The organism is Polaromonas sp. P3_B1 (assembly GCF_056402935.1).
On record NZ_JBFUGK010000003.1, the window covers coordinates 91,583 to 109,666 of the forward strand.

At 64.5% G+C, this 18,084-nt stretch carries 14 protein-coding genes and 1 riboswitch; of the genes, 9 read left to right on the plus strand and 5 right to left on the minus strand.

What is annotated here, in order from left to right; genetic code table 11:
* Nucleotides 1–162 precede the first annotated feature (162 nt).
* The 3 genes from metH to AC1DXS_RS02920 form a co-directional block, all read right to left on the minus strand.
* Complete coding sequence (metH, locus tag AC1DXS_RS02910; RefSeq protein ID WP_477736078.1) at nucleotides 163–2,916, minus strand: methionine synthase; 2,754 nt, start codon at nucleotides 2,914–2,916, stop codon at nucleotides 163–165.
* A gap of 15 nt (nucleotides 2,917–2,931) precedes the next feature.
* A riboswitch (S-adenosyl-L-homocysteine riboswitch) is annotated at nucleotides 2,932–3,027 on the minus strand.
* A gap of 71 nt (nucleotides 3,028–3,098) precedes the next feature.
* Nucleotides 3,099–4,076, minus strand: coding sequence for a Bug family tripartite tricarboxylate transporter substrate binding protein (locus AC1DXS_RS02915; RefSeq protein WP_477736151.1), 978 nt, complete (start codon nucleotides 4,074–4,076; stop codon nucleotides 3,099–3,101).
* A 192-nt stretch (nucleotides 4,077–4,268) separates the two neighbouring features.
* Nucleotides 4,269–5,315 carry a homocysteine S-methyltransferase family protein gene (locus AC1DXS_RS02920; protein ID WP_477736079.1) on the minus strand — a complete coding sequence of 349 codons (1,047 nt, stop codon included), beginning with the start codon at nucleotides 5,313–5,315 and terminating at the stop codon, nucleotides 4,269–4,271.
* A gap of 161 nt (nucleotides 5,316–5,476) precedes the next feature.
* On the opposite strand from AC1DXS_RS02920, the gene AC1DXS_RS02925 reads away from it, so the two are divergent.
* From AC1DXS_RS02925 to AC1DXS_RS02955, 7 genes are all read left to right on the plus strand, one after another.
* The gene (locus AC1DXS_RS02925) at nucleotides 5,477–5,869 is read left to right on the plus strand and encodes a rhodanese-like domain-containing protein (RefSeq protein WP_477736080.1); all 393 of its coding nucleotides are present in this window, start codon (nucleotides 5,477–5,479) and stop codon (nucleotides 5,867–5,869) included.
* Between the two features lie 60 nt (nucleotides 5,870–5,929).
* Nucleotides 5,930–7,819, plus strand: coding sequence for a DNA helicase RecQ (recQ, locus tag AC1DXS_RS02930; protein ID WP_477736081.1), 1,890 nt, complete (start codon nucleotides 5,930–5,932; stop codon nucleotides 7,817–7,819).
* 406 nt (nucleotides 7,820–8,225) lie between these two features.
* On the plus strand, nucleotides 8,226–9,200 hold the full coding sequence (locus tag AC1DXS_RS02935) for an amino acid ABC transporter substrate-binding protein (protein ID WP_477736152.1): 975 nt from the start codon (nucleotides 8,226–8,228) through the stop codon (nucleotides 9,198–9,200).
* A 92-nt stretch (nucleotides 9,201–9,292) separates the two neighbouring features.
* Complete coding sequence (locus tag AC1DXS_RS02940) at nucleotides 9,293–10,495, plus strand: amino acid ABC transporter permease (RefSeq protein ID WP_477736082.1); 1,203 nt, start codon at nucleotides 9,293–9,295, stop codon at nucleotides 10,493–10,495.
* A 3-nt stretch (nucleotides 10,496–10,498) separates the two neighbouring features.
* On the plus strand, nucleotides 10,499–11,602 hold the full coding sequence (locus tag AC1DXS_RS02945; RefSeq protein ID WP_477736083.1) for an amino acid ABC transporter permease: 1,104 nt from the start codon (nucleotides 10,499–10,501) through the stop codon (nucleotides 11,600–11,602).
* A gap of 12 nt (nucleotides 11,603–11,614) precedes the next feature.
* Nucleotides 11,615–12,358, plus strand: a complete 744-nt coding sequence (locus tag AC1DXS_RS02950) for an amino acid ABC transporter ATP-binding protein (protein ID WP_477736084.1) — start codon at nucleotides 11,615–11,617, stop codon at nucleotides 12,356–12,358.
* Between the two features lie 10 nt (nucleotides 12,359–12,368).
* Nucleotides 12,369–13,202, plus strand: a complete 834-nt coding sequence (locus AC1DXS_RS02955) for a class II glutamine amidotransferase (RefSeq protein WP_007873813.1) — start codon at nucleotides 12,369–12,371, stop codon at nucleotides 13,200–13,202.
* A gap of 18 nt (nucleotides 13,203–13,220) precedes the next feature.
* On the opposite strand, the gene AC1DXS_RS02960 is transcribed toward AC1DXS_RS02955, so the two are convergent.
* The gene (locus AC1DXS_RS02960) at nucleotides 13,221–15,584 is read right to left on the minus strand and encodes an ATP-binding protein (protein ID WP_477736085.1); all 2,364 of its coding nucleotides are present in this window, start codon (nucleotides 15,582–15,584) and stop codon (nucleotides 13,221–13,223) included.
* Between the two features lie 185 nt (nucleotides 15,585–15,769).
* Here AC1DXS_RS02960 and AC1DXS_RS02965 point away from each other — a divergent pair, with 185 nt between their 5' ends.
* On the plus strand, nucleotides 15,770–17,068 hold the full coding sequence (locus AC1DXS_RS02965; RefSeq protein ID WP_477736086.1) for a threonine ammonia-lyase: 1,299 nt from the start codon (nucleotides 15,770–15,772) through the stop codon (nucleotides 17,066–17,068).
* Nucleotides 17,069–17,093: 25 nt separating this feature from the next.
* Here AC1DXS_RS02965 and AC1DXS_RS02970 read toward each other — a convergent pair whose 3' ends face one another.
* The gene (locus AC1DXS_RS02970) at nucleotides 17,094–17,519 is read right to left on the minus strand and encodes a glycine zipper family protein (protein ID WP_477736087.1); all 426 of its coding nucleotides are present in this window, start codon (nucleotides 17,517–17,519) and stop codon (nucleotides 17,094–17,096) included.
* 185 nt (nucleotides 17,520–17,704) lie between these two features.
* Here AC1DXS_RS02970 and AC1DXS_RS02975 point away from each other — a divergent pair, with 185 nt between their 5' ends.
* Nucleotides 17,705–17,872, plus strand: coding sequence for a hypothetical protein (locus AC1DXS_RS02975; protein WP_477736088.1), 168 nt, complete (start codon nucleotides 17,705–17,707; stop codon nucleotides 17,870–17,872).
* Nucleotides 17,873–18,084: the final 212 nt, after the last annotated feature.

Below are 18,084 nucleotides of genomic sequence, written 5' to 3' on the forward strand. Positions count from 1 at the left end.
AGATCGCTTGTTCAACGTTTCCCATGCCGTGAAAGTAAACACGCTTTGGCAAGCGGCTGTGTATTTATGTAAACGCCGCTTATTCTGCGGCAAAGTCGCCGTAAACGCGAATGGCCGCGGCCATCCTGGAAGTTGTTGTTCCAGGAGGGTTTTTGAGCAGCTCTAGAGATTGGGCGCCAGCAGGCGCTGCAACTCGTCCGCCTTGAGGCCGCGCCGCTGCGCCAGGTCCTGCAGCTGGTCGTCGCCTATCTTGCCGACGTTGAAATAAGTGCTTTGCGGGTGGCTCAGGTAAAAGCCGCTGACGCTGGCCGCCGGGGTCATGGCCAGGCTTTCGGTCAGGGCCATTCCGATCTCGGCGGCCTTGAGCAGCTCGAACATCTCCTTCTTGACACTGTGGTCCGGGCAGGCCGGGTAGCCGGGGGCCGGGCGTATGCCCTGGTATTTTTCGGCGATCAGCGCCTCGCTGTCCAGCGACTCGGCGGGTACGTAGCCCCACAGGTCCTTGCGCACGCGCTGGTGCAGGCTTTCGGCAAAAGCCTCGGCCAGGCGGTCGGCCAGCGCCTTGAGCATGATGGACGAGTAGTCGTCGTGGTCGTCGAGGAAATACTTTTCCTTCTTCTCGGCGCCTATGCCGGCGGTCACGGCAAAGAGGCCGATGTAGTCGGGAACGCCCTTGGGCGCGACAAAATCGGCCAGGCAGCGGCTGGGCCGCATCACGCCGTCGATGGCGGTTTTTTCAGTCTGCTGGCGCAGGCCGTACCAGGTCATGGCGACTTCGCTGCGCGTCTCGTCGGTGTAGATCTCGATGTCGTCGCCCACGCTGTTGGCGGGGTAGAGCGCCATCACACCGTTGGCCGTAAGCCAGCGGCCCTCGATGAGGCGCTTGAGCATGCGCTGCGCGTCGCCGTACACGCGCACGGCCTCGGTGCCCACTACCTCGTCCTTGAGGATGGCCGGGAAGGGGCCGGCCAGGTCCCAGGTCTGGAAGAAAGGGCCCCAGTCGATGTAGTGCGCGAGCTCGGCCAGGTCGAAGTTCTTGAATACGCGCCGGCCTGTGAACTTGGGCACCGGCGGCGTGTAGCCGGCCCAGTCCAGTGGGGTGGCGTTGGCACGCGCCTTGGCCAGCGGCCACATCGGCACCTGCTTTTTGTTGGCGTGCTGGGTGCGCACCTTGTCGTAGTCGGCGTAGAGCTCGTCGATGTATTTGGCCGCCTGCTCGGACAGCAGGCTTTGCGCCACGCTGACGCTGCGGGAGGCGTCGGGCACATACACCACCGGTCCTTCGTAGTGCGGCGAGATCTTGACAGCCGTGTGCACCCGGCTGGTGGTGGCGCCGCCTATGAGCAGCGGGATCTTCTTGATGCGGAAATGCTCGTCTTTCTGCATCTCGGCGGCCACGTACTGCATTTCTTCCAGGCTGGGCGTGATCAGGCCGGACAGCCCGACGATGTCGGCGCCCTCGACCTTGGCGCGCGCCAGGATTTCGTGGCAAGGCACCATCACGCCCATGTTGACGACTTCGAAGTTGTTGCACTGCAGGACCACGGTGACGATGTTCTTGCCGATGTCGTGCACGTCGCCCTTGACGGTGGCGATGATGATCTTGCCCTTGGTCTTGACGTCGCCGCCGGCGGCTTCCAGCTGCAGCTTTTCAGCCTCGATGTAGGGCAGCAGGTGCGCCACGGCCTGCTTCATCACGCGGGCGCTCTTGACCACCTGGGGCAGGAACATCTTGCCCTGGCCGAACAGGTCGCCGACCACGTTCATGCCGTCCATCAGCGGGCCTTCGATGACGTGCAGCGGCCGGCCGCCTTCCGCGAGGATTTCGCGGTACATCTCCTCGGTGTCTTCGGTGATGAACTCGTTCATGCCGTGGACCAGCGCATGCGACAGGCGCTGACGCACCGGCAGGGCGCGCCATTCGTTTTTCTTGCTGTCGTCCTTGGCGCCGCTTTTCGCGGTTTCGGCGACTTCGATCAAGCGTTCGCTGGGCGTGAGTTCGGGCTCGCCCGGCTTGTAGACCGGCGTGCGGTTGAGCACCACGTCCTCAACGCGCTCGCGCAGCACCGGGTCCAGGTCGTCATACACGCCGACCATGCCGGCGTTGACGATGCCCATGTCCATGCCGGCCTGGATCGCGTGGTAGAGGAACACGGTGTGGATGGCTTCGCGCACCGGGTCGTTGCCGCGGAAGCTGAAGGACACGTTGGACACGCCGCCCGAGACCTTGGCGCCGGGCAGGTTCTGCTTGATCCAGCGCGTGGCGTTGATGAAGTCGACCGCGTAGTTGTTGTGCTCCTCGATGCCGGTGGCGATCGCGAAGATGTTGGGGTCGAAAATGATGTCTTCGGGCGGGAAGTCGAGCTCGTCGACCAGCACGCGGTAGGCGCGCTCGCAGATCTCGATCTTGCGCTCGTAGGTGTCGGCCTGGCCTGTTTCGTCGAAGGCCATCACCACGGCCGCCGCGCCGTAGCGCTTGAGCAGCTTGGCCTGGTGCTTGAAGGGTTCCAGCCCTTCTTTCATCGAGATCGAGTTGACGATGCCCTTGCCCTGGATGCAGCGCAGGCCGGCTTCGATGACGCTCCACTTGGAGCTGTCGATCATGATGGGCACACGGGCGATGTCGGGTTCGCTGGCGATCAGATTCAGGAAGCGCACCATGGCGGCCTGGCTGTCCAGCATGGCCTCGTCCATGTTGATGTCGATGATCTGCGCGCCGTTTTCCACCTGCTGGCGGGCGACGGCCAGGGCCTGCTCGTATTCGCCGTTCAGAATCATCCGGGCGAAGGCCTTGGAGCCGGTGACGTTGGTACGCTCGCCGATGTTGACGAACAGGGTGCCCGCGCCTATGTCGACCGGCTCCAGGCCGGACAGCTTCATGGGGGGAACAGGGACGGAATTTTCGGTTTCGGACACGGACTCACCTTAAGGCCAAGGTGAGCGTCGTTGCCGCGGGCAGCGCCGGAAGGGCAGCCCGTAACCCAAGCCTGACGGACGCTGGGGTCCGCTGCAACGCTCCTTGGGTTGCCGCTATTTTAAGGGCTCAAGTCCCATTGCGCCATTTCCCGGCACGAATGTCCGGGAAATGGCGTGCCTGCTCAATCCAGCTTGATCTTGGCAACCTTGATCAGGCGGCCGTAATCGGCATGCTCTTTCATGACCATATAAGCAAAGTCCGCCGAGGTCATGGGGCTGGGCGTAGCGCTCATGCGCGCAAACTTTTCGGCCGTGTCAGGCGTGTTGAGCGCGGCGGCAAAAGCCTTTTGCAGCTGGTCCGTCGTGGCCTTGGGCAGGTTGGCCGGACCGAAGATGCCGAACCAGGTGCTGATGTGGAAACCCGGCACCACGTCGTTGATGGTGGGGATCTCTGTGAAGCTGCTGGAGCGGTTGATGGTGGTCACACCGAAGGCCACCAGCTTGCCCGACTTGATGTTGGCGCTGGCCGAGGCCAGGTTGTCGAACATCAGGTCGGCCTGGCCGGACAGCAGGCCGGCCTGCGCCTGGGCCGAGCCGCTGGAAGGCAGGTGCACGATGCTGATCTTGGCCAGGCTCTTGAACAGTTCGCCGGCGAGGTGGCCGGCGCTGCCGTTGCCGCCGGAGGCGTAGTTCAGCCGGCCGGGGTTCTTGCGCGCGTAGGCGATCAGGTCCTTGGTGTCCTTGATGTTCAGGCGTTTGGCCGTTTCGGCGTTCATGACCAGCACATTGGGCACACGGGCCACCAGCGTGATGGGCGTGAAGTCCTTGAGCGCGTCATAAGGCATGTTGGGATACAGCCAGGGGTTGATGGCATGGGTGGCCACCGCGCCCATCACCAGGGTATTGCCGTCGGCCGGCGCCTTGGCAACCAGCGCGGCGCCCACATTGCCGCCCGAGCCGGGCCGGTTGTCGACCAGCACTTCGGTCTTGAGCAGGGGGCGCAGCTTCTCGGCCAGGATGTGCGCGGCATTGTCCAGCGGGCCGCCGGCCGGATAGGGAACGACGATGGTGACCGGCTTTTGCGGTGCCAGTTGCGCCTGGGCCGACAGGGTTGCGGCGGCCACGGCGAATGCCGCGGCGATCTTGATGAATGAACGCACGTTCAAGGTTTCCTTTGTAATGTTGCGTGTGTCCGGCCGCAGGCGGCTGCAGGGCGCAGCGCCGGATAAAGAAAAAAGCCGGCCTGACAAACGGGTCCCGACTATAGCCGCTAAACATGACGCGCTGAGGGGTGCACAGCCCTCGGCGTCAGGAGAGGGTCAGAAGACGAGATGAACGGCCGGGTTGGCAGCTCAGGCGGCTTCTTTGTAAAACGCGCCGCCCTGCCGCGAGCGCGCCGCCACCGGGGCCACGGCATGCGCAATCGCCCCTATGTGGTCCGGCGTGGTGCCGCAGCAGCCGCCCACGATGTTGACCAGGCCTTCGTCGGCGAATTCGCGCAGCAGGCGCGAGGTAACGTCGGGCGTCTCGTCAAAGCCTGTGTCGCTCATGGGGTTGGGCAGGCCGGCATTGGGGTAGCAGCTGATAAAGGTGTCGCCGGCCACGCGGGCCAGCTCCTGGATGTAGGGGCGCATCAGGGTCGCGCCCAGCGCGCAGTTGAGGCCTATGGCCAGCGGCGCGGCATGGCGCACGCTGTGCCAGAAGGCGGTGACGGTCTGCCCGCTCAGGATGCGGCCCGAAGCGTCGGTCACCGTGCCGCTGATGATCAGGGGCAGGCGCTCGCCGGAGTTGTCGAAGTACTCGTCGATGGCGAACAGCGCCGCCTTGGCGTTGAGCGTGTCGAAGATGGTCTCGACCAGCAGCACGTCGCTGCCGCCCTTGACCAGGGCCTCGGTTTGTTCGTAGTAGGCCTTGCGCAGCTCCTCAAAGCTGGTGTTGCGCGCGCCGGGGTCGTTCACGTCGGGGCTGATGCTGGCCGTCTTGGGCGTGGGGCCCAGAGCGCCGACGACGAAGCGCGGCTTGTCGGGCGTGGAGAACTTGTCGCAGGCGGCGCGCGCGATGCGGGCCGACTCGTAATTCATCTCGACGGCCAGCTCGGCCATGTCGTAGTCGGCCTGGGCCACCGTGGTCGCGCCGAAGGTGTTGGTTTCAATCATGTCCGCGCCAGCGGCCAGGTAGCCCTCGTGGATGTCCTGGATCACGTCGGGGCGCGTGAGGCTCAGCAATTCGTTGTTGCCCTTGACGTCCTTGTGGAAGTCCTTGAAGCGCTCGCCGCGGTACTGGGCCTCATTGAGCTTGAAGCGCTGGATCATGGTGCCCATAGCGCCGTCAAGGATGGCGATGCGTTGCTCCAGGATGGCCGGCAGTTGTTGGCCGCGGGTGTAGGTGATTGGCTTCATGCCCCAATTTTAAGGTCCGGCGGTTTTTTCGGCAGGCTCCGGGGCGGCCACGCCGGGTTTACACCGGACCGCCCACAAAAAACGCACGCGCACAGAGAGGAAGGCAAGGCGCCGTATGTTGCGAAGACACCATCGGCCACAATAGGGGTATTCGACCGATCATGAAAAACTTTCAACCCAAAGAAGCCTGGTCCTGGCTGCAGTCGCATCCCGACGCGCTGTTTGTGGACGTGCGCATGGAAATCGAGTCGCTGTACGTCGGCCGCCCGCCGGGCGTGGTCAACGTGCCCTGGTATGAGTACCCCGACCTGCAGCCCGACCCCCAAAATTTCGCCGAAGCCGTGGCGCGCGAAGCCAGCGGCAAGGCGCAGCCGGTGCTGCTGATCTGCCGATCGGGCAAACGCACGCTGGACGCCGGCAAGGCGCTGGAAGCGGCCGGCTTCACCGACGTACAGCATGTGGTGCACGGTTTCGAAGGCGAGCTCGACGAGCAGTTCCAGCGCTCCACGCTTTCGGGCTGGCGCTTTGACGGCCTGCCCTGGGAGCAGATGTAGGCCCCGCTTTTCCGGCTTACCCGGCCTTCGCGCAACCCGTTTTCATCTCCCATTCCGACCTTGTCCTCACTCCCCGTCTCTTCCCCTCCGCCTCCCACCCCGCTGCACGTGCTGGCCGAGGTCTTCGGCTACGACAGTTTTCGGGGGCCGCAGCAGGCCATCGTGGACCACGTGGTGCGCGGCGGCGACGCGCTGGTGCTGATGCCCACGGGCGGCGGCAAGTCGCTGTGCTACCAGATCCCGGCCATCGTGCGGCAGCAGGCCGGCCACGGCGTGACGGTAGTGATCTCGCCGCTGATCGCGCTGATGCATGACCAGGTCGGCGCGTTGCACGAAGCCGGCGTGTCGGCGGCTTTCCTGAACTCCACGCAAAGCTTTGACGAAAGCAGCCAGCTTGAAAAGCAGTTGCTGCGCAACGAGCTGACGCTGCTCTACGCCGCGCCCGAGCGCATCAACACGCCGCGCATGAAGGGCCTGCTGGCCTCGCTGCACGAGCGCGGGCTGCTGAGCCTGTTCGCCATTGACGAAGCGCACTGCGTGAGCCAATGGGGCCACGACTTCCGGCCCGAGTACCGCTCGCTGAGCCTGCTGCACGAGACCTTTCCCGACGTGCCGCGCATGGCGCTGACGGCTACGGCCGACGCCCTGACGCGCCAGGACATGATCGAGCGCCTCAAGCTGGAGGATGCGCGCCAGTTCGTCAGCAGCTTCGACCGGCCCAACATCCGCTACACCATCGTCGAAAAAACCGACCCGACGCGCCAGCTGCTGCGCTTCATCGAGACCGAGCACGAAGGTGAAGCCGGCATCGTTTATTGCCAGTCGCGCAAGCGCGTGGAGGAGATCGCCGACATGCTGCAGGACGCGGGCCTGAAGGCGCTGGCCTACCACGCGGGCCTGGATTCGGCCCTGCGCCAGCAGCGGCAGGATCGCTTCCTGCGCGAAGACGGCATCGTCATGGTAGCGACCATCGCCTTCGGCATGGGCATCGACAAGCCCGACGTGCGCTTTGTCGCCCACCTGGACATGCCCAAGAACATCGAGGGCTACTACCAGGAGACCGGCCGCGCCGGCCGCGACGGCCAGAGCGCCGACGCCTGGATGGTCTACGGCCTGCAGGACGTGGTGAACCAGCGCCGCATGATTGACACCAGCGAGGCGGCCAGCGAGGAATTCAAGCAGGTGATGCGCGGCAAGCTCGACGCCCTGCTGACGCTGGCGGAAGACACGCGCTGCCGCCGCGTCAGCCTGCTGGGTTATTTCGGCGAGGACAGCCAGCCCTGCGGCAACTGCGACAACTGCCTGAACCCGCCGGCCGTCTGGGATGCCACCGAGGCCGCGCGCAAGATGCTCAGCTGCATCTACCGCGTGCAGCAAGCCAGCGGCATCAGCTTCGGCGCCGGCCACATCATGGACATCCTGCGCGGCAAAATGACCGAAAAGATGGCCCAATACGGCCACGACAAGCTCAGCACCTTCGGCATAGGCGCGGACCTGGCCGAGGCGCAGTGGCGCGGCGTGCTGCGCCAGCTGATCGCGCGCAACATGGTGCGCGTGGACGCCGAGGCCTTCAGCACGCTGCAGCTGCTGCCCGACGCGCGCCAGGTGCTCAAGGGTGAGGTCAGCGTGGTGCTGCGCGAGCAGGCGGCGGGCGCCAAGGCCGGCGGGCGCGGCAAGCGCGTGACCAAAACGTCGGTCAAGGGCCTGGCCGAGGCCGCGCTCAATGCCGGCGCGCTGGAACGCCTGGCCCGCCTCAAAGCCTGGCGCGCCGAAGTGGCGCGAGAGCACAACCTGCCGGCCTTCGTGATCTTCCATGACGCCACGCTGCGCGCCATCGCCGAGCGGGCGCCGCAAAGCCTGGATGACCTGGACGGCATCAGCGGCATAGGCGTCAAAAAGCGCGAAGCCTACGGCGCCGAGGTGCTGCGGGTGTGCGCGGCAACCAGCTAATCAAGAAACACGCCGGCTGCACCCCTCAGGGTTATCCCTTGGCTCACAAGCCGCCTGGGTTTGGCGCACAACGACTGTCCGGGAGCACGGCGCGCCCGCTTTTGGGGCAAGCCCATCGATGACGCCCTGCCGCAGCACAGGCATTTTCGGCTTGGTGCCGATGTGCCATGCGCGGCCCGCATACCAACCCATGGTTAAGCTCATGACGCATTTTTCGCAAGGGTTTATCCCGAGCGAATAGGCCTTGGCAAGCGCTTGGCACACGCAATGCTTGGAGTAGCATTTCGGCGCTGGCACGCATCGTGCTGGACAACAAAAGTTTCACTGACTGGAGAATCCCGTGATCAACATCGCCAAAAAACATGGACTTGCCACGCTGGCTGCCGCCGGCCTCACCCTTGCAGCGATGGCACCCGCCCACGCCGGCAAGACCCTCGACGCCATCAAGGCGCGCGGCCAGGTCATTTGCGGCGTCAACGTCGGCCTGGCGGGGTTCTCCTCCGCCGACAGCAACGGCGCCTGGACCGGCCTTGACGTGGACACCTGCAAAGCGGTCGCCGCCAGCGTGCTGGGCGACGCGAACAAGGTCAAGTGGGTTCCCTTGAATGCCCAGCAGCGTTTCACCGCGCTGCAGTCCGGCGAAGTCGACGTGCTGGCGCGCAACACCACTTTCTCGCTGACCCGCGACGCTTCGCTGGGCCTGCACATGACCGCCGTGACTTACTACGACGGTCAGGGCTTCATGGTCCCCGTGAAGAGCAAAATCAAGAGCGCCAAGGCGCTGAAGAACGCCACCGTCTGCGTGCAGTCCGGCACCACGACCGAAAAAAACCTGACCGACTTCTCCAAGGCCAACAACCTGAACATGAAGCCCGTGGTGTTTGAAAAGCAGGAGGCCGTCAACGCCGCCTACTTCTCGGGCCGCTGCCAGGCTTACACCACGGACGCCTCTGGCCTGGCCTCGGTGCGCAACAAGGAAGCCAAGGTTCCCGCCGACCACCTGATCCTGCCTGAGCTGATCTCCAAGGAGCCGCTGGGCCCCATGGTGCGCCGCGGTGACGACGAGTGGTTTGCCATCGTCAAATGGGTGGTCTACGGCCTCATCGAAGCCGAAGAGTACGGCGTAACCCAGGCTAACGTCGACGCGATGGTCAAGGACAGCAAGGACCCCGTGGTCATGCGCCTGACCGGCAGCGGCGAGGACACCGGCAAGTTGCTGGGCCTGGACAAGGAATGGCTGGTGCGCGCCGTCAAGGCCGTCGGCAACTACGGCGAGATCTTCGAGCGCAACGTCGGCCCCAAAACGCCCCTGGCGCTGCCGCGCGGCCAGAACAACCAATGGAACAAGGGCGGCCAGATGTACGCCATGCCGGTGCGCTGATCATCTCTGATCCCCTGATTCCGATGCGTTGAACGCAAACGGGCCGCTCGCAACTTCCGTTGTCCAGCGGCCCGCTTTTTTTGGGCCCGTTTATGTCCGAGCACTCCCTCATTCCCCCGCGCCCGGCGCCCGCCTTGCGGCGCAAGGGCTTTTCCTGGCGCAGCAAGCAGGCGCGCGCCATCGTCTACCAGGTGCTGGCCGTCAGCCTGATCGTCTTCCTGGTCTGGCTGCTGGTGAGCAACACCATGGCCAATATGAAGACGCGCGGCATCCAGAGCGGCTTCGACTTCCTGATGCAGCCTGCCGGCTTCGACATCGGCGAAGGCTGGCTCAATTACGACTCCATCAACCCCTACTGGAAAGCCTTCCTGGTCGGGCTGGTCAACACGCTGCGCGTGGCGGTGATCGGCATCGTGCTGACGTCCATCCTGGGCACCCTGCTGGGCGTGGGCCGTTTTTCGCGCAACGCCCTGGTGCGGGCGCTGTGCTACGGCTATGTCGAGACCTTCCGCAACATCCCGGTGCTGCTGCAGCTGCTGATGTGGTACCTGCTGTTCACCGAATACCTGCCGGCGATCGACCAGGCCCTGCACATCGGCAAATGGGTGTACGTCAGCAAGAACGGCATCTCCTATCCTTCGCCGGTGTGGGGCCTGGGCCAGACGCTGGCGCTTGCGGGGGCGGCGGCGGGCGTGGTGGCCAGCGTGCTGTATGCGCAGCGCGCGCGCAAGCAATTCGACCTCACCGGCAAACCGCGGCCGGTGCTATGGGTGTCGCTGGCGCTCGTCGTCGGCGGCGCACTGGCCGGCTGGCTCGCAGGCGGTGCACCCATGGAATGGAACATGCCGGTCTTGACCGAGTCGCAGGTCGAAGGCGGCGGTGCGCTGTCGCCGGAATACCTCGCGGTGCTGCTGGGCCTGGTGCTCTACACCTCCGCCTTTGTGGCCGAAGTGGTGCGTGCCGGCATCGCCTCGGTGTCGCTGGGCCAGCATGAGGCCAGCGCTTCGCTGGGCCTGTCGCGCGGCCACTCGATGCGGCTGGTGGTGCTGCCGCAGGCTTTGCGGGTCATCATCCCGCCGCTCACCAACCAATACCTCAACCTCACCAAGAACTCCTCGCTGGCCGTGGCCGTGGGTTACCCCGACCTGGTTTCCATCGCGAACACCTCGCTGAACCAGACCGGCCGGGCCGTGGAGTGCATCGCCATCATCATGCTGATTTACCTGAGCACCTCGCTGGCGACGTCCGGCCTGATGAACTGGTTCAACAGCCGTGCCGCCATCAAGGAGCGTTGAGCGATGAGCAAGACCTTTGTACCCATCGCAGCCCGTCCCGCCCCCATCAAGATGGAGGGCGCCCTCCCCTGGCTGCGCAACAACCTCTTCTCCAGCATCGGCAACTCGCTGGTGTCCCTGATCGTGCTGGCGTTGCTGCTGTGGGCCGCTTCGGGCATCGTGCAGTGGGGCATCCTGCATGCCGTTACGGCGGCGGACCCGGACGCCTGCCAGGCCGCGCGCGGCGTGGGCGCCTGCTGGGGCGTGGTCCGCGAAAAGGGCCGCATCATCCTGCTGGGCCGCTACCCGCAGCCCGAGCACTGGCGCGCGGAGCTTGCGACCCTGCTGCTGCTGGGCCTGGTGGTGGCCAGCTGCATACGCTGGTTCTGGAAGCCCTGGCTCGCGCTGCTGTGGGCGGTGGTGCTGGCCGCCTTCTTCACGCTGATGAGCGGCGGCGTTCTGGGCCTGGCCAAGGTGACGACCGACCAATGGGGCGGTTTGCCGCTGACGGTGATGCTCACGGTGATTTCGATGACCATCGCCTTCCCCATCGCCGTGGTGGTGGCGCTCGGGCGCCGCGCCAACATGCCGGCCATACGCACGCTCTGCGTGATTTACGTGGAGCTGATACGCGGCGTGCCGTTGATCTCGGTGCTCTTCATGGCCAGCTTCATGTTCCCGCTGTTCATGCCCATAGGCCAGTCGCCGGACGTGCTGGTGCGCGTGATCGTCGGCATCACGCTGTTTGCCGCGGCCTACATGGCCGAGATCGTGCGCGGCGGTCTGCAGTCGCTTTCCAAGGGCCAGACTGAGGCGGCGGCCAGCCTGGGACTGGGTTACTGGCAGACGCAGGTCAAGATCGTGCTGCCGCAAGCCCTGGGCACGGTGGTGCCCAGCATCATGAACAACTTCATCTCGCTCTTCAAGGACACCTCGCTGGTGACCATCGTGTCGCTGTACGAGCTCACGGGCGCGCTGTCGCTGGCGGTGGGGTCGGACCCGAACTGGCGGCCCTTCAAGATTGAGGCCTATATTTTCATTGCCGCGATTTACTTTACCTGCTGCTTCGCCATGTCGCGCTACTGCCTGTGGATTGAACGCCGCCTCGCCGTGGGCAAAGCCCGTTGAACAGGAATAAAAATGACAGAACCCACCATCCACTTCGACAAGGTCAACAAATGGTACGGCAACAACTTCCACGTGTTGCGCGACATCGACCTTCAAGTCAAACCAGGCGAGCGCCTGGTGATCTGCGGGCCTTCGGGCTCGGGCAAGTCCACCATGATCCGCTGCATCAACGCGCTGGAGGACTACCAAGAAGGCAAGCTCACGGTCGCGGGCTCGGTGCTGGGCGACGACATCAAGGCGATTGACGCGGTGCGCCGCCAGGTCGGCATGGTGTTCCAGCAGTTCAACCTGTTTCCTCACCTGACGGTGCTGGAGAACCTCACACTCTCGCCGACCTGGGTCGCCGGCCTGTCCAAGAAGGACGCCATCGAGCGCGCCATGCACCAGCTCGAACGCGTGCGCATCGCCGAGCAGGCGCAGAAATACCCGCTGCAGCTCTCGGGCGGCCAGCAGCAGCGCGTGGCGATTGCCCGGGCGCTGTGCCTGACGCCCAAGATCATGCTGTTCGACGAGCCGACCTCGGCGCTGGACCCGGAAATGATCAAGGAGGTGCTGGACGTGATGATGGAGCTGGCCAACCAGGGCATGACCATGTTGTGCGTGACGCACGAAATGGGCTTTGCCAAGGCCGTGGCCGACCGCGTGATCTTCATGGACCAGGGCCAGATCGTCGAGGAAAACTCACCTACCGAGTTCTTCAACCATCCGCAGACCGACCGGGCCAAGGATTTCCTGTCCAAAATTCTGGGGCATTAAACTAGCATCCATGTGCCAGTTATTGGGAATGAATTCGGCCAAGCCGGCGGACCTTAGGTTTTCGCTGACGGGTTTCGCCGCGCGCGGCGGCCTGACCGACCACCACGCGGACGGCTTCGGCATCGGCTTTTTCGAAGACAAGGCCTGCCGCCTGTTCGTCGACGCCCAGCCGGCGGCGACCTCGCCAGTGGCCGAGATGCTCAAGCACTACGCGATCAAGTCGCGCAATGTGGTTTCGCACATCCGCAAGGCCACACAGGGCGATCCGATGCGGCTGGAAAACTGCCACCCCTTCACCCGCGAGCTCTGGGGCCGGCACTGGCTGTTCGCCCACAACGGCGACCTGATCGACTACCAGCCGGAGTCCGCCGGCAACTACCAGCCGGTGGGCACCACCGACAGCGAGAGGGCTTTTTGCGCGCTGATGGAGGAACTCAAGCGCATCAGCCCGCGCGAGCCCTGCTCAGCCGACATCGTGTTCGACACGCTGTGCGCCATGAGCGAACGCACGGCCGAGTTCGGCGTGTTCAACTACCTGCTGTCCAACGGCCAGTCGCTTTTCGCGCACTGCTCGACCCGGCTGTGGTACCTGGTGCGCGAATGGCCTTTTTCGAATGCCAGCCTGGTGGACGCCGACCTCAGCATGGACTTTGCGCAGACCAACAACCCTGAAGACCGCCTCTGCGTGGTTGCAACCCAGCCTCTCACGCGCAATGAAAACTGGCAGCAGATGCAGCCAGGCCAGCTGCTGTGGATGGAAGACGGCCGCATCGTGCGGCAAGCGCAGCTCGAGGTCAGCGAAGCCATCCGGCAAAAGCACCAGGCCAGCCTGGCCTGCGTGTAGAGCCGCACAAAACCGGGGTTACTGCAGAAACCCCATGTTGCGCCCTTCGCGCACCTCGGGTTTGATGCGGTGCTCGGCCTCCAGTTGCGCCAGGAATTCTTCCGCCGAAAACTCGGCCGCCAGAATGTCAACCTGGCGTTTGACCGCCGCGAAATCGCCGGGGCACAGCTGGGTGAGCCTGGCCAGGCGCTCGCGCAATTCGCCGGTCAGCAAGGCCGCATCGCCTGCCAGTGCCTCAACCATAAACATGGATTCGCGCTGTTCGCGGGTCAGCGGCATGAACCGGATCTTGAAAGTGAAGCGGCGCAGGGCCGCCTGGTCCAGGCTGTCGAACAGGTTGGTGGTGCAGATGAAAATGCCGTTGTGGCGTTCCATGCCCTGCAGCATTTCATTGACCTCGGTCACCTCGTAAGTGCGCTGGGCGCCGCGCCTGTCCTGCAGAAAGCTGTCGGCTTCATCGAGCAGCAGCACGGCTTTCTCGGACTCGGCTTCACGGAACATCGCGGCCATGTTCTGCTCGGTCTCGCCGACATACTTGCTCATGAGGTCGCTGGCCTGCTTGATGATGAGGGGCAAATCCAGCGCCTTGGCGATGTGCTCGGCCAGCGCGGTTTTTCCGGTGCCGGGCGGCCCGTAAAAACACAGGCTGCCGTGGCCGCGGCTTTTGAGCGCCTCCACAATGCGCGGCACTTCAAAGCGGGACTCGACATTGAGCATGGTCAGGTCGTAGGTGGTGACGCTGCGCCGGCCCGCCGCCTCTGACTTGTTGCCCAAGGCCAGGTCGGCATTCTTGAGCTGCCGCTCGATCAGCGACTCCATCAGCAGCGGCCTGCCGCCGGCCAGGATGGCTTGCATGCCTTGGGCGTCAACCTGCACATCCATTGTCTCTTCGGGTGCACTGGCCAGGCGGGCGAAACGAACGGCCGTCCGTATCTGCGCGGGCGTGAGGCCCTTGCGTGCGGTGAGCTTGGCCACAAAAGCCTCGCTGACCTGCACGCCTTCCAGTGTCTTGCGCACCACGCCCTCGCGCGAGCCGGGCGGCGGCGAGCGCAGCTCCAGGTGATAGGCAAAGCGGCGGCGGAAGGCCGGGTCTATTTGTTCGATGCGGTTGGTGACCCACAGCGTGGGCACCGTATTCGATTCCAGGATCTGGTTGACCCAAGCCTTGCCGCTGACCGAACCACTGGCCGGCACCGGCAGCTGTTCGGAGCGCGCCATCAACTGCGCGGCTTCGCTCGAGATGGGCGGGAACACGTCCTCCACCTCATCGAACAGCAAAGCCGAATGCGTGCTGCCCTTGAGGAAGACCTGCGCGATCTGCAGTGAACGGTAGCGGTCTCGCCCGCTCAGCGAGTTGCCGTCGCGGTCGGCATATTCAACCTCAAACAGGTCCAGCCCCGCCGCACGCGAAACCACCTTGGCCAGTTCGGTTTTGCCCGTCCCGGGGGGGCCATAAAGCAGCACGTTGACGCCCTGCTCTTTCGTCGCCACGGCATTGCGCAGCAGGGACACCAGCACCTGCGCATCCTCCTGCACGAAGGCGAAATCGGCCAGGCCCAGGCTGCTGAGTGCGGCGGGCCGGGTGAAGACGGCCATGAGTTCGTTCTGGTCGCGGTACTCGCGCATCAGCACAGGCGGCAGTTTCTCGCTGACCTTCATGAGGTCGGCGAGGTCGGTGATGTTGTGTTCGGAGATCAGGTTCTCGACCATGCCGATGCGCTCAAGGCGCGAGCCGGCGCGCAGCGCCTCGGCGACTTCAGGCGCCTTGACGCCGGCCACGTCGGCGATGGYGGCATAGGCCTCGGGGGCGTTGTTGACCTTGAATTCGACCAGCAGGGAGCGCAGGTCGCGCTGGTAGCGCGCGAGGGTGCCGTAGAGCAGCAGTGCGCGCTCGGCGCGGTTGAGCTGGAGCAGGTTGGCCAGCGCGTCGATGTTCTTCTCGACGAGGGTGGATTGTTTCTTGAGCGCGTGCGTAAGCCATTCGCCCGTGGCGGCCAGCACCGAGAGCAAGTCCCGGGGCTGGTCCTTGGCGTGTTCGTCGAGGTAGAAGAACAGCGTGCCTTCTTCATAGGGGCCGCGCCAGGCCCCGTGGCGCGCCATGAACTCGGCATCGGTGAGGCTTTCATGGCCGCGCCAGAATTCGTTGTCTTTGCAGCGGCGGGCCAGGAACTCACGCAGGCGTTGCAGCGCGGGCAGCGGCCAGACCAGGTGCCGGCCGGAAAGCGAGAGCAGGCTGTTGAGGTCGCGCCTGACGTTGAACTTTGCGCCCTGGCGGGCCGCGAGCGTCAGCACGAAATGCGAACACATCAGGTCCAGCACCGGCGCTTCTTTCAGGCCGGGGGACAGCAGCCATTGCTGCTCGCTAACGGAACGCCTGCCCATGGACAAACCTCCCTCTTGCACTTACATCGACATCATTGGTTGACATGCCTCTGGACCTTGCCTCATTGACTGACTGATGCACCACCCTGACTAAGAGCGCCTGGGCGCCGGAGGGTTCAACGAGGCTCCACCATAACGCAGCTTGAAGCATCATGGAAGACACTACTTGAACACCCCCGTGTGAAATGCGCCACAGAAACGCCAAGGAACGCACGGAAAATGTATCGGCACAATCTCAGCACCGCAACAGAACAAGCCAGCGAAAAACTACAGAGGAAATCATGCTCAGCCTTACCGACATCGAACAGGCCGCCCAGCGGCTGCAAGGCCAGTTGCTGGACACCCCTTGCGTTGAATCGAAGACGCTCTCGCAGCTCACGGGCGCACAGATTTTCCTGAAGTTCGAAAACCTCCAGTACACCGCTTCTTTCAAGGAGCGTGGCGCTTGTAACAAGCTCGCGCAACTGTCAGCCGACGAACGGCGCCGCGGCGTGATCGCCATGAGTGCGGGTAACCATGCCCAGGGTGTGGCCTACCATGCGCAGCGCCTGGGCCTGCGCGCAGTGATCGTGATGCCGCGCTTCACGCCGGGTGTGAAGATAGAGCGCACCCGCGGCTTTGGCGCCGAAGTGGTGTTACACGGCGACTCGCTGGACGAGTCGCGGGCCCACGCCTTGATGCTGGCCGAGCGGGAAGGCCTGGTCTTTGTGCACCCCTATGACGACGAGGCCATCGTCGCGGGCCAGGGCACCGTCGGGCTGGAGATGCTGCATGCCGTGCCCGAGCTGGATACCCTGGTCATTGCGGTGGGCGGCGGCGGCCTGATCGCGGGCATGGCCACGGCGGCCAAGGCTCTGAAGCCCGGCATTGAAATCATCGGCGTGCAGACCTCCCGCTTCCCGGGCATGGTCAACGCCATCAAGGGCACCAAACACCCGCAGGGCACCAGCACCATCGCCGAAGGCATCGCCGTCGGCACGCCAGGCGTCATTCCGCAAGCCATCATCGCCAGGCTGGTGGACGACCTGGTGCTGGTCGACGAGGGCGATATCGAGCAAGCCATGGTGATGCTGCTGGAGATTGAGAAGACGCTGGTGGAAGGCGCCGGCGCGGCCGGGCTGGCGGCACTGCTCAAGTACCCGGCGCGCTTTGCAGGCAAGAAGGTGGGGCTGGTGCTGTGCGGCGGCAACATTGACCCGCTGCTGCTGGCCGCCATCATCGAACGCGGCATGGTGCGGGCCGGGCGCCTGGCGCGCATCAAGGTCAGCGTGCGCGACGTTCCCGGCTCACTGGCAAAAATCACGGCCACCGTGGCCGATGCCGGTGCCAATATCGACGAAGTGCATCACCAGCGCGCCTTCACCATGCTCTCGGCGCAGAACGTGGAGATCGAACTGGTGATCCAGACGCGCGGGCGCGACCACATCCAGCAGGTACTGGCGGCGCTCAACGCGGCTGGTTACGAGGCGTCGGAGCAGCACTGAGCTGCGGCGGCAGCTCCGCCGCAAGTCAGTTCCACCCGATCACCTCAAAGCCCCGCTCGCTGAGGCAGCGGTGTACAAAGCTGCGGTAGGTGCTGTTGGGCTTGTCGTTGTGAAAGGCACCCGACACCGCGCCCGCCGAGCCGCCCACGGCAGCGCCCGCGGCCCCGGCGCGCAGCACGCCTTCCCCGCCCCGGCCGGTGATCAAGGCCCCTACGGCCGAAGCCACGCCGCCGACAGCCGCGCCCTCACCGGCGCGGCGGCCCACCTCATTGCCGCTTTGCGTGGGGCTGAGCCCGGCGGCCGACGCCCGCGACATGCAGGCATTGACTTCGGCCTGTCCCTGGGCATCGCCCACGCGGTTGAGGGTGGCATTGGGATACAGCACCGGCCTGGCCGAGGCGCTGTTGGGCCCGGCGGTAGCGCAGGCCGAAAGCAGGACAAGAGCGGACACAGCGGCCGCCAGGGGTCGAAATGGTAAGGGGGATTTCATGCGTTCCTTCCGCTAACAAGCATGGGTAAAGCGTAACGCAACTGGGCAACGCAAACAGGGCCGTGGGGCTTCTTGGCCAGCCGCTGCGGCATACGGGTAAAATCCGGCCAGACTTTCGAGCAATTCAAAGCAATTCAGGAACCCCCATGTCCAGTCCAGCCAGCCACACCACCAATGCCGCCCACGACACCGTCACGCACGCACAGGAGCAGGAAGCCGTTGACGCGATCGTCCCCGTGATCCCCATTGTTCTGCCCGTGGTCGGCGGCGTGCTGATGTTCCTGCTGGCCTTCATCGCCATCTACATGGCCTGAGCGCCCCCGCTCTCCCAAAAAGTCCGCAGCCTGCGGACTTTTTTGTTTCCGGCCCCAGCACCCCTTCGGCCCGTTTCACCGCAGATCCACGGGGAAACCTCAGCGCCACTCTTCCTTTCCCCGCATTCCACGCACCCATGTCAGGGCTGCTTGAACCCCCGCATTCCATATGCATAACCCCATGCAAGTTCTGCATAACTTTTGGTGGTAAC